We start from the raw sequence: 11633 nt of genomic DNA, 5'->3' as shown, positions 1-11633 counted from the left end.
CTTGGGCATGAAGACATCCTCCCAGCAGCGCCACACGGCACCACAGCTCAGGTGTCACCTACCCGTGCAGCAGACCCCCTCGTCGACATGACGGTTTGACGGCTAGGGTGTGGCAAGCGCGCTACCGCGGAAGGAAGGTCATACATGGAACTGCGGGCGGACTCAGCGGGACATTGGCGAAACCCCGCAGGTAGACTCTATTTATGGTTCGATTACGCACTAGCCATTAATCCGAATGCACGCGATAGATTTGAAACGCGTCACGTATTCCGGAAATTTCTCGAAGGGCATATTGAGCGACGTGACGATGACGAAATTTCCATCTCTTCGCCAAAGTTCTATGACGCGGTAGCAGAATTGCTTCGTCTTCCTGATGAGATGCATCTGCAAGTTGTGACGATGAGTAACGCTCCGATACCGAAGGATACCCTCCTCGAAGCTCTGCCGAGGGTCCGAGAGTGCCTTGATCTCTTTGGCGCCAAGCCGAGCAAGCCCCTTTCGGAATTTACTCGCTACGATCAAGCAACAACAAAGTCGCTCAATATTGCAAGCCACATCTTGAACAATTCTGCGCCTTACCAACCGCCGATCCCCGAGACCCAGCTCGAAGGTGTGCGAGATGCCGCCGAGGGTCTTGTCGCAATGATTGCGCAAGATTCTCAACTTGATGATGAATTGCGCAGGGTTCTCTATCATCATGCAAAGGCCGTGCTAGATGCTGTGGATCTCTATCAGGTGAGCGGAATCGAAGCAGTCTTGGCGGAGTTCGACAAATTGATCGGCGTGCTGCAACGTCGGCCCGACCTTCGTCGAAAAGTGAAAGAATCTGCAGTAGCCGAGAAGGTAGCGGGGCTACTGATGGCGCTCAATATCGTTGCCGGTCTAGGAAATGCGGCTGTCGCCGTCGAGGCAGGCGCGAGTAGCGTCGTCGAGTTGCTGGAGTTGTCCCCCCTCGATTCAGGTGATGTAGCCACTCCGCCGTGATTGCCTTCCGGCACCTGAAACCTTGCGTCATCTGAAAATATTCCGGCATCTGATGACATTCCTGATTCTCCGGGCCCGCCACCAGGTAGGGCCGGCCAAGAGCGATTTTTGCCTCGGGGGTTCCGCTCTACGCAGCCATATGGTCATCACGGTCCTCAGACGATTCGGTGCTCTCGACTGAGCCCCCGAGCGCCGATCATCCGCGGACGGATCACCCGATCGCGGGGGCCGCGCCGTCAGGCGCGACCCCCGCGATCACGTGCGACGCGTCAGACGCGCGCGCCGCGCCGCGCCACGTCGCCGAGCGCGTCGGCGTCGAGCGCGAACAGGTCGCGCGACCCGGCCGTCGCGGGCGCGACGAGACCGGAGACCGCCGGAAGCAGCTGCTCGGCGTAGAACAGGGCGAGCGGCAACTGCGTCGCCGCGATGGCGTCGCCGTCGAGTCCGCGCGCGGCGAGCGCGGACTTCGCGAGCAGCCAGCCGCCGACGACCAGCCCCCAGATACGCAGGTACGGGGTGGAGCCGGCGAGCACCGAGTTCGGGTCGGAGGCACCGGTGTTGAGCATCCACGCGGTCGTCTGCTCGAGCATGTCGAGCGACGTGTTCAGCTGCGCCCGGATGGACGCGAACTCGTCGCCCGCGCCCGCCAGCTCGCCATCGAGCTCGCGCATCGACGCGATGAACTCGAGGAACGACTGTCCGCCGCGGACGCCGAGCTTGCGACCCACGAGGTCGGCAGCCTGGATGCCGTTGGTTCCCTCGTAGATCGCGGCAATGCGCACGTCGCGGTAGTGCTGGGCGGCGCCGGTCTCCTCGATGAAGCCCATCCCGCCGTGGATCTGGAGCGCGAGCGACGTGAGCTCATTGCCGAGGTCGGTGCCGAACGCCTTGCAGATCGGCGTGAGGAGGCCGACGATCTCGTCGGCGCGGGCGCGAGTCGCGGCATCCGGGTGATGGGTGGAGATGTCGACCTGGACCGCGTTCAGCAGCATCATGCGGCGGAGCGCGGCGATGTACGACTTCTGCGTCATGAGCATGCGGCGCACGTCGGGGAAGTCGATGATCGCCGAGTCCTGCGTGGCGCCGATCGCGCGGCCCTGGACGCGCTCCGTGGCGTACTCGAGCGACTGCTGGTACGCGCGCTCGGCCACGGCCAGACCCTGCGTGCCCACCGACAGGCGCGCGCTGTTCATCATCACGAACATGATGCGCATGCCGAGGTTCTCCTCGCCGATGAGGTACCCCGTGGCATCCTCGTACGACAGCACGCAGGTGGGCGACCCGTGGATGCCCATCTTGTGCTCGACGCCGAGCGTGTGCACGCCGTTGCGCTCGCCGATCGACCCGTCGTCGTTCATGAGGAACTTCGGCACGATGAAGCACGAGATGCCCTTGGTGCCGGCGGGCGCATCGGGCGTGCGCGCCAGCACCAGGTGCACGATCTGGTCGCTGAGGTCATGGTCGCCGAACGTGATGTAGATCTTCTGGCCGGTGATGCCGTAGGTGCCGTCGGGCCGCTTCACCGCCTTCGTCGTGAGGGCACCGACATCGGAGCCCGCGTGCGGCTCGGTGAGGTTCATCGTGCCGGCCCACTCGCCGGTGACCATCTTCGGCAGCCACGCCTGCTTCTGCTCGTCGCTGCCGTAGTGCAGGAGCGCCTCGATCGCGCCCTGCGTGAGCAGGGGCGCGAGCGAGAAGGCCATGTTGGCCTCCATCATGAGTTCCTGGATGGCGAGCCCGATCGTGCGCGGGAAGTCGCCGCCGCCGAACTCCTCGGGCAGCGGGACGGAGCCCCAGCCCGCCTCGACGTAGGCGGCGTACGCCTCCTTGAACCCGGTCGGCGTGGTCACCGTGCCGTCGGCGTTCAGGCGGGCGCCCTCGAGGTCGCCGGCGCGGTTGGTGGGGGCGACGACCTCGGCCATGAAGCCGCCGACCTCCTCGAGGATGTCGGTGACCATGTCGAGGTCTGCGTGTTCGAAGCCCGGAAGCTCGGCGACCCGGTCGTAGCCCACGACGTGCGCGAGCGTGTACGCCAGGTCGGCGACGGGCGGACGGAAATCAGTCATCTTCGGACTGTAGGCGCGGGGCTCCCGGTGCGGGCCGATTTCGTCGCTATCGACGAAGCGCGTCGGTCGGAGCAGGCCGCAGGTTGTGCCTCCCTGCAGTCGGGCGTGCCGCGCCGGGGCATCGATGCCTGCCTGTTGGGGCACGGGACTGGCCGAGCGTGCTGGAGGTTCCCTAACATCGGTGTCACGGCATCGTCTGCGATGCGGCGTCGCGATGCCGTGAGCGGGGGGACCGGATGGCCGATCGCAGCTGCTGGAACTGCGGTGCGATGAACGCGCCCGACGCGCGATGGTGCACGAACTGCAACTCCTACCTGGGGTGGGACACGGAGGCCGGCGAGGCCGGCGCGAGCGACTCGGGCGGTTCCACCGACGGAACCGACGGCGGCACGACGCCGGAGCCGGAGCCGGAGCCGGAGCCTGCGCCCGAACCGGCGCCGGACGGCGGAGGTGAGCCGCCCGAACCGGCCGACGCCGCGGCCGACGGCGACGAGGGTGCGCCCGAGGACGCAGGGGCGACGACGGATGCCGCGGCGCCCGCGCCGGGCTCGCCGATGGTGACGGTCACGACGCCGGAGGTCACCGTCGCGCGCCACGAACCCGCCACGGTCGAGCTCGCGATCGAGAACCCGACGAAGGTCGTCGACGGGTACGACGTCCGGATCATCGACGAGCCGGAGTGGCTCGACCTGGTCAGCCCCGACGTCCACCTCATGCCGGGGGCATCCGACGACATCGAACTGTCCCTCGTGATGCGGCCCGAACCGATGGTCGTCGCCCAGCGCATCGAGCTGTCGCTCCGGATCAGCTCGCAGGAGGATGCCAGGCGCTACGCGGTCGTCGGGATCGTCGTCCACGTGCCGGAGTACGGCCCGCGGGTCGGCGTCACGGCGACCCCGGCGATGATCCGGCTGGAGGACGCCGGCGAAGGCGCCTTCACGCTGCACTTCGACAACCGGTCCGCGAACCACCCGCAGACGCTGGCACTGGCGGCCAACGATCCCGAGGACGTGGTCGACTTCCGGTTCGCCGCCTCGAGCGTCGAGGTCGAGGCGGGGTCCACGGCCGAGGTGCACGTGGACTTCACGGCCCCGCAGCCGCCGCCCGGACAGCAGCGCAACCGGCAGCTCGCCGTGGCGGCGACCGACGACGAGGGTCCGATCGCGGCGACCGTCACGCTCGTCCAGAGCACCACGGCGGCGCCGGTCGACGAGCCGATCGTCGTGCAGGTCAAGCCGAGCGCCATCCGCCTGGAGGACGCGCACGACGCCGAGTTCGATGTGCTCATCGACAATCGCGGCGGGCACTCGGGCGTCATCGTCGGCCTCACGGGCGTCGACCCCGAGCAGCGGCTGTCGTTCGCCTTCATCCCCGCACGGTTCGTCGCGGCGCCCGGGAAAATCACGCAGGCGAGGGGCCTGGTCCGTGCCGACGCGCCGCCGCCGGGTACGCACGTGACGCACCCGTTCACCGTGGTCGCGAGCGACGGCACGACGGATGTCTCGGGGCAGGCGCAGCTCGAGATCTCGAGTTCTGCGGCGGCGATCGCGACCGCCGAACTGCGGGCGAACCCCGAGCGCCTCGACCTCGGCCACCACCGGCAGGGGCAGTTCACGGTCGAGATCGACAACCGGCGCGGGGTCCGCCCACTGAACGTGGCGATCTCCGGCCGATCCGACGACGGTGCCGTACGCGCGACGTTCGCCCCGGCCACGGTGGTCGTGGCGCCCGGCGCGATCGGGTACTCGCGGGTCTCGCTCACGAGCCCCTACCCGCCTTCCGGCCAACAGGGCACGCGCCGGCTCCACGTCACCGCCTCCGACGGGAGCCAGGACCTCGACGCGAGCGTCGAGATCGCGCAGGTCCGGCCGAACCATCGGCCGGCCGCCGGGCGATGGCTGATCCTCCTCGGAGCGCTCCTCGTCATCGTCGGCGCCCTGCTGCTGCCCTGGTTCATCTCGTTCTCCGTGCCCTCCCTGAATCCCCTCGAGATCGCCGTCGCGATCTCCCAGGCGGGCGGTCTGGAGTCGGAGTTCGTCGAAGGCCCAGTCCGGATCCTGCTCGTCGCCCTCGGGGTGATGATGCTGCTCGGCATGGCGGGCAAGGAGGGCGGCCTGACCCGCAAGACGGCCGTGCTCGTCGTGCTCCTCTCGGCCGGCTACCTCGTCTTCCTCGCGGTCACGCCGAACATGACGCTGTCGGCACTCGACATCGGACTGCCGTTCGTCTGGATCGGCGCGGCGACCGGCTACGCCGGCGGCATCCTCGTGCGAATGCGCGACTGACGCCGCAGCCGCCTCCTCCGACTCGCCCCGCTCCGGGAATGCACGGCGCTCGATCGCGTTGGCCTCAGTGGGCCGGGTCGCACCTCGACCGACCCGGTGAGGAGAACCGCGTGACCGAACAGACCGCCGTCGGGTTGCGATCCGAGCGCGGGCCGGTGCTCGCCGCGCTGATGCTGTGCACCGGACTCGTCGCCATCGAGGCGACGATCCTCGCGACAGCGGTGCCGTCGATCGTGGCCGACATCGGCGGCTTCGCGCAGTTCCCGTGGCTGTTCTCGATCTACCTGCTCGCCCAGGCCGTCTCGGTGCCGGTCTACTCCAAGCTGGCCGACACGATCGGGCGCAAGCCGATCATGCTCGTCGGCATCGGCGCGTTCCTCGTCGGCTCGATCCTCGCGGGGTTCGCGTGGGACATGACCTCGCTCATCGTCTTCCGCGCGATCCAGGGCCTCGGCGCCGGCGCGGTGCTGCCGGTCTCGATCACCATCACGGGCGACATCTACTCCGTGCGGGAACGCGCCCGCGTGCAGGGGTACATCGCGAGCGTGTGGGCCGCGTCATCCGTCATCGGACCCACGCTCGGCGGACTCTTCGCCGAGTTTCTCTCCTGGCGGTGGATCTTCTTCGTCAACATCCCGCTGAGCCTCATCGCCGCGTGGATGCTGATCCGCAGCTACCACGAGACGGTCGAGCGCAAGACGCACCGCATCGACCTCGCCGGCGCGAGCGTGCTCACGATCGGGCTCACGCTCCTGATCCTCGCCGTGCTCGAAGGCGGCCAGGCCTGGGCCTGGACGTCGTGGCAGAGTCTCGGCGCATTCGGCATCGCGGCGCTGCTCCTCGCCGTGTTCGTGCTCATCGAGCGGAGGGCGGCGGAGCCGATCCTGCCGCTCTGGGTGTTCTCGCGACGCCTCATCGTGACCACCTCGCTCATCTCGCTCGGCGTCGGCGCCGTGCTCATCGGGCTGACCTCGTACGTGCCGACCTTCCTCGAGGTGTCGGCCGGCGCCAGCCCGATCGTGTCCGGGCTCGCGGTGGCCGCGCTCACCCTCGGGTGGCCGATCTCGGCGTCGCAGTCGGGCCGGTTGTACCTGCGCATCGGCTTCCGGAACACGGCGTTCCTCGGCCTCGGCATCGCCGTGATCGGCTCGCTCGGCCTCGTCGCCGCGACGCTCGTCCCGAACCCCGTGACGACCGCGCTCGCGTGCTTCGTCGTCGGCCTCGGGCTGGGCCTCGTCGCCTCGCCGACACTCATCGCCGCCCAGTCGTCGGTGCCCTGGTCGGAGCGCGGCGTCGTGACCGGCGCGAACATGTTCCTCCGATCGATGGGCAGCGCCGTCGGCGTCGCGATCTTCGGAGCGGTGGCCAACGGCGTCATCGGCGAGTCGGGCCTCGGCCCCCATTCGGGCGCGGCGATCCAGTCGGCATCCGCTGCCGTGTTCATCGGCGTCGTGATCGCCGCCGTCGCGACGATCGCCGGCGCCGTCGCGATGCCGCGCGCCCACGTCGACGACATCGAGCACCGGCCCGCCGAACAGGACACGCCGGCGCCGGCGAACTGAGCACGCCGCGGGTCCCTGCCGTGGGTCGGAGGTCCCGTCGGCCGGGTCGGCGTTCGTGATCTGATGAGCCCGACGAGGAGGTGCGTCGATGGCCAAGACGAGCGCGGTGGCCGCAGATCGGTGGCGCGCGCGGCGGACCCCGAGACGCGCGGCCTCGCGCCTCATCGACCGCTGGACCGTCGTGGACGGCGTCGACGTGTTCTACCGGGAGTCGCCGAACCCGCCGGAGGGCGCGCGCGTGATGATGCACGTGCACGGCTTCGGCATGTCCGGCCGATACCTGCTGCCGACCGCCGAACTGCTCGCCGACGAGTTCCACACGTTCGTGCCCGATCTCCCCGGCTTCGGCCGCAGCGGCCGGCATCCGCAGGGCCTCGACATCCCCGACCTGGCCGAGGCGGCCGCCCGGTTCCTCGACGACCGCGGCGTCGAGAAGGCGACCCTCGTGGGCAACTCGATGGGGTGCCCGGTCATCCTCGAGTTCGCCGACCGCTTCCCGGACCGCATCGAGCGCGCCGTCCTCGTCTCGCCGGCCGGCGGTGCGTTCAACCGGCCGCTGAGGCGGGCGATCGGGCAGCTCGCGCAGGACGGCACCCGCGAGCCGCCCCGGATGGCGCGTGTCGCCGTGCCCGACTACGCGCGGTTCGGGGTGCCGAGCACGCTCAAGCTGTTCCGTGCGCTCACGCAGTACCCGTCGCTCCAGCGCCTGCTCGAGTTGCAGTTGCCGACGCTCGTCGTCCTCGGCGATCGCGACCCGCTGATGCCCGGACCCGCACGCGTGCAGGAGGTGGCCGGGCAGGTCGACAACCACGTGCTCGCCGTGACGATCGAGGGCGCCGCGCACGCGATCAACTTCAGCCACGCCCGCGCGCTCGCGCACCTCATCCGGCGGTTCATGGACGATCTGTCGATCCTCGACGACCCGACGTGGACCGGCGGCGCCCGGGTGGTCGAGATCCACCGGGGCGTGCACCATCCGGCCGCGAAGGACGACTGAGCGCACCCGCCCGGGAGGGCACATGGCCGAACCGAGCACGACCGACCGCCTCGACCGAAGCGCCATCGTCACCCTGGTCGCGCTGTCGCTCGGCATCCTCGTGGTCGCGAACGACTTCACGGCGCTGACCGTCGCGGTGCCGAGCATCGAGAACGACCTCGACACGACCCTCAACCGGGCGCAGTGGGTCATCAACGGGTACACCGTCGTCTTCGGCGTGCTCATCGTGACGGGTGGGCGGCTCGCCGACCTCTTCGGCCGGCGGCGCATCTTCGTCATCGGTGCGCTGGTCTTCGGAACCTTCTCACTGCTCGGGGGGGCTCGCGCCGAACATCGGGCTCCTCATCGCGGCGCGCGCGCTCATGGGCATCGGCGGGGCGATGATGTGGCCATCGGTGCTCGGCATGGTCTACGACATCATCCCGAAGTCCCGGAGCGGCCTGGCGGGCGGGCTCATCATCGGCGTCGCGGGGCTCGGCAACTCGATCGGGCCGCTGCTCGGCGGCATCCTCACCGACACGCTCGGCTGGCGGTGGATCTTCTTCGTCAACGTGCCGGTGGCGCTGCTCGCGGTGCTGGTCGTGATCCGGAACGTGCCGGAGTCGACGCGCGGGAGCGGCATCCGCGTCGACGTCGCGGGAATCGCGAGCCTGTCGGCCGCGGTGGTGCTCGTGCTCGTCGCCCTCGACGTCGGCAGCGCGAACACCTTCGCGTCGCCGTGGGTGCTCGGCATGATCGCGGTGGGCGTGCTGCTGCTGCCCGTGTTCGTGCTCGTGCAGCGCCGCCAGGGCGACGATGCGCTCGTTCCGCCGCGGGTGGTCGCCAGCCGGCAGTTCAGCGGTGCGCTGATCTCGATCGTGCTGCTCGGCTCGGTCTTCTTCGGCGTGCTCGTCTACGTGCCGCAGTACCTCGAGAAGGAACTCGGGTGGAGCGCGTTCGCCGCCGGCGCGGGCCTGCTGCCCATGATGCTCACCTTCGCCGCGGTCTCGTTCGCGGCCGGCCCGCTCTACCACCGCATCGGGAGCCGACTCGTCGTCGGGATCGGCGCGGCCTGCCTCACGGCCGGCGTGCTGGTCATCGCCCTCGTGATCGGCACCGGCTACCTCCCGCTCGTGCCCGGGCTCGTGCTGTGCGGCATCGGCGTGGGCCTGTACTTCTCGGCGGTCACCACGGCCGCCGTCACCGCGGTGCGCCCGGAGGACTCCAGCCTCGCCGGCGGCATCGTCTACATGGGCAACGTCGCGGGCGGCTCGCTCGGCCTGGGCGTGAACACCGCGATCGTGCTCGCCGCCGCGGCGCTCACGGCCGGCATCCGCAACGCGCTCCTCGTCGACGCGGTGCTGGGCGTCGTGGGCACGATCGTCGCGATCGCACTCATCCGCTCCGAGGGGTCGAGGACGCGGACGCCCTCCGGACGGAGGGAGACGTCGGCCTCGGGCGACGATCCGTCTGGACCCGGGATCGACCCACGGAGGACCCGATAGGCGAAGCGGGTCGGCCTACCGAACCGAAGTCCGGCGGGCCGACCCGTCACCTGCGCGCCGCACGCGGCGCGGGAGCTCCGTCAGAGCGCCTGCGGCAGGATGTCGAAGGACACGCGTCCGTCGTCCGCCACGCTGGCGTCGAGCGTCTTGTCGTCGAGCGCGATGGTCGCGCGCTCGCCGAGGTACACGCGTGCACCCGACTGCTCGACCACGGCATCACCCGATTCCGGCGCGGGCGTGATCGAGACGCCGAACTGGGTGGCGTCCTGGTCCTCGGCCTCGATGCGCAGCCCCGATCCCTCGGGGGCGCCGTTGCCGGCGACGATCTCCTTCACGACGGTCGCCGCGGTGTCGGTCAGTGTGAGCATGTCGTCCTCCTCTGATCGCGAGTCGGCCACGATTCCAGATCGGGCGGAGGACCGCCACCCCGCTGCGGGCGTTTCGCTCGTCGCGTACCCTCACGCTCCCCGCGCGTCGCGCTCAGGCCGGCGGCAGCGGTTCGCTGGTTCCCCGGAGCAGCACGGGCAGCGTGCGCGTCGCGTAGGGGGAGGCGTCGAAGTCCTCCTCGCGGTTGCCCATGAGCAGCCAACTCTCGAACGACCGCTCGTACGTGTCGACGACGACGCGCACCGCGAGCGTCGACGACCACGTGAAGCGCCGGTCGAGCTTGGCCATGAGGTCCTCGAACACGGGAACCAGGCGCTCGACGAACGACCGCTCGGCGGCTGCCGCGGCGTCGCCATCGCCGCCCTGCGAGGTCAGCGCCTGGAGCCGGCGCTGGGCGCGGATGATGAGCCCGCCACGGTCGAGCGGCCACGAGTCGGCGAGCATGCGTGCCGCGACCTCGAGCGCAGTGGCCGCGTCGGCGGCCCCGCCGACCTCGCCCCGGTCCTCCGGCTCGACGACGTGGATCGCGTCGAACGCGTCGACCGCCGACCGGAGCCGGCTCACGCAGTCGTGCACGAGCTGCTCGTTCACGGCGTCGAGGAGCTCGTCGTCGGTCGCGAAGAAGCGGCGGAACGCCTTCGGGTCCACGCCGTTCTGCTCGCAGATGTCGGCGATGAGCCCGTCGTCGAGTGCGCGCCCCGACCCGAGCGCGACGCGCGCCGCGCGCGTCAGCCGGTCGACGGTCACCTGACGCTGCTCGCTCCCTCGGCTCACGCCCGGCCTCCGCTTCCGTCTCGTCCGATCCCCGACGAGCGTACTCCGCCGATGCGACGCTCGCCGGTGGCGCGTAGGCTCACGCATCGTGCACGAATCGCCGGAACCCGGAACGCCCCGGCTCGCCCCGCTCGGCCTGGGGCTCGCGGCCCTCGGCCGACCCGCGTACATCACCGCGGGTCGAGGCGAGTCGCTCGGCGACGACCGCAGTGTCGAGGCGATGCGGAGCCGGGCGCACGCGATGCTCGACGCGGCGTGGGCACGCGGCATCCGCTTCGTCGACGCCGCCCGGTCGTACGGGCGCGCCGAGGAGTTCCTCGGATCCTGGCTCGCCGCGCACCCCGAGCGTCGCGCCGAGCTCGCGGTCGAGTCGAAGTGGGGCTACGCCTACGTCGGCGACTGGCGCATGGACGCCGACGTGCACGAGCGCAAGGAGCACTCGCTCGCCGTGCTCGAGCGGCAGTGGCCCGAGACCCTCACCGCGCTCGGCGGACCGCCCGACCGGTACCTCGTGCACTCGCTGACCCCAGAGAGCCCCGCGCTCGCCGACGAGGCGCTGCTCGACCGGTTGCGCGAGCTCGCGGCATCCGGCATCTCGATCGGCATCTCCACCAGCGGGCCGCACCAGGCCGACGCGCTCGACGCGGCCCGCGTCCTGCCGGACTCGCCGTTCGGCACCGTGCAGGCGACGTGGAACCTCCTCGAACCCTCGGCGGGCCCCGCGCTCGCGCGGGCGCACGACGCCGGCTGGTTCGTCGTCGTGAAGGAGGCGGTCGCGAACGGACGGCTGACGCCCGCGGGCGACGACACGGATGCCGCCGCGCTCGCCGCGGCCGACGGACAGACGCTCGACGCGTTCGCGCTCGGCGCCGCGCGCGCCCAGCCGTGGGCCGACGTCGTGCTCTCCGGGGCGATGACGACGGCGCAGCTCGACGCGAACCTCGCCTCGCGTGCGCCCGGCGCGGCGACGGATGCCGCGTCACTCGTCGAGCTCGCGGAGGACCCGGCCGCGTACTGGGCGGCGCGCAGCGCGCGCGCCTGGGCGTAGGGCGCATCCGCGCCATCCGTCACCGCATGGGGCGGTTGCACAGGGC

Annotated in this window: 9 protein-coding genes and 1 pseudogene; 7 read left to right on the top strand and 3 right to left on the bottom strand. The window is 70.3% G+C overall.

Going from position 1 to position 11633, the window contains the following annotated elements; translation table 11 throughout:
• Positions 1 to 144: 144 nt before the first annotated feature.
• A complete protein-coding gene (locus tag ACIQH8_RS05295) occupies positions 145 to 984 on the top strand; it encodes a hypothetical protein (protein WP_400995628.1) in 840 nt (279 codons plus the stop codon).
• Between the two features lie 269 nt (positions 985 to 1253).
• Here the strand turns inward: ACIQH8_RS05295 and ACIQH8_RS05290 are convergent, their stop codons facing one another.
• Positions 1254 to 3050, bottom strand: a complete 1797-nt coding sequence (locus ACIQH8_RS05290) for an acyl-CoA dehydrogenase (protein WP_400995626.1) — start codon at positions 3048 to 3050, stop codon at positions 1254 to 1256.
• Positions 3051 to 3286: 236 nt separating this feature from the next.
• Between ACIQH8_RS05290 and ACIQH8_RS05285 the strand changes: the two genes are divergently transcribed.
• The 5 genes and pseudogenes from ACIQH8_RS05285 to ACIQH8_RS05265 all read left to right on the top strand — a co-directional run bounded on the left by ACIQH8_RS05285 (position 3287) and on the right by ACIQH8_RS05265 (position 9378).
• Positions 3287 to 5335 carry a hypothetical protein gene (locus tag ACIQH8_RS05285; protein WP_400995623.1) on the top strand — a complete coding sequence of 683 codons (2049 nt, stop codon included), beginning with the start codon at positions 3287 to 3289 and terminating at the stop codon, positions 5333 to 5335.
• Positions 5336 to 5505: 170 nt separating this feature from the next.
• Positions 5506 to 6897, top strand: coding sequence for an MFS transporter (locus ACIQH8_RS05280; RefSeq protein WP_400995734.1), 1392 nt, complete (start codon positions 5506 to 5508; stop codon positions 6895 to 6897).
• Positions 6898 to 6985: 88 nt separating this feature from the next.
• On the top strand, positions 6986 to 7894 hold the full coding sequence (locus ACIQH8_RS05275; protein WP_400995621.1) for an alpha/beta fold hydrolase: 909 nt from the start codon (positions 6986 to 6988) through the stop codon (positions 7892 to 7894).
• Between the two features lie 22 nt (positions 7895 to 7916).
• Positions 7917 to 8198: pseudogene (locus tag ACIQH8_RS05270) on the top strand (MFS transporter); the annotation flags it as partial.
• Complete coding sequence (locus ACIQH8_RS05265; protein ID WP_400995619.1) at positions 8128 to 9378, top strand: MFS transporter; 1251 nt, start codon at positions 8128 to 8130, stop codon at positions 9376 to 9378. The pseudogene ACIQH8_RS05270 and the gene ACIQH8_RS05265, both read left to right, overlap by 71 nt.
• An 80-nt stretch (positions 9379 to 9458) precedes the next feature.
• Here the strand turns inward: ACIQH8_RS05265 and ACIQH8_RS05260 are convergent, their stop codons facing one another.
• A complete protein-coding gene (locus ACIQH8_RS05260; RefSeq protein ID WP_400995617.1) occupies positions 9459 to 9746 on the bottom strand; it encodes an iron-sulfur cluster assembly accessory protein in 288 nt (95 codons plus the stop codon).
• A 112-nt stretch (positions 9747 to 9858) separates the two neighbouring features.
• Positions 9859 to 10539, bottom strand: a complete 681-nt coding sequence (locus tag ACIQH8_RS05255; RefSeq protein ID WP_400995615.1) for a hypothetical protein — start codon at positions 10537 to 10539, stop codon at positions 9859 to 9861.
• Positions 10540 to 10627: 88 nt separating this feature from the next.
• Here ACIQH8_RS05255 and ACIQH8_RS05250 point away from each other — a divergent pair, with 88 nt between their 5' ends.
• Positions 10628 to 11587, top strand: a complete 960-nt coding sequence (locus tag ACIQH8_RS05250; protein ID WP_400995613.1) for an aldo/keto reductase — start codon at positions 10628 to 10630, stop codon at positions 11585 to 11587.
• Positions 11588 to 11633: the final 46 nt, after the last annotated feature.

It is taken from the genome of Agromyces sp. GXQ0307, assembly GCF_044769845.1.
Lineage (GTDB): Bacteria > Actinomycetota > Actinomycetes > Actinomycetales > Microbacteriaceae > Agromyces.
The sequence above is the reverse complement of the archived record's forward strand: the minus strand, read 5'-3'. Positions and strand labels throughout refer to the sequence as shown.

What these genes read in the sequence shown, in the direction of transcription:
- ACIQH8_RS05295 (WP_400995628.1), top strand. Translation starts at nt 145, where the DNA reads ATGGAACTGCGGGCGGACTCAGCGGGACATTGGCGAAACCCCGCAGGT.
- ACIQH8_RS05290 (WP_400995626.1), bottom strand. Translation starts at nt 3,050, where the DNA reads ATGACTGATTTCCGTCCGCCCGTCGCCGACCTGGCGTACACGCTCGCG.
- ACIQH8_RS05285 (WP_400995623.1), top strand. Translation starts at nt 3,287, where the DNA reads ATGGCCGATCGCAGCTGCTGGAACTGCGGTGCGATGAACGCGCCCGAC.
- ACIQH8_RS05280 (WP_400995734.1), top strand. Translation starts at nt 5,506, where the DNA reads ATGCTGTGCACCGGACTCGTCGCCATCGAGGCGACGATCCTCGCGACA.
- ACIQH8_RS05275 (WP_400995621.1), top strand. Translation starts at nt 6,986, where the DNA reads ATGGCCAAGACGAGCGCGGTGGCCGCAGATCGGTGGCGCGCGCGGCGG.
- ACIQH8_RS05260 (WP_400995617.1), bottom strand. Translation starts at nt 9,746, where the DNA reads ATGCTCACACTGACCGACACCGCGGCGACCGTCGTGAAGGAGATCGTC.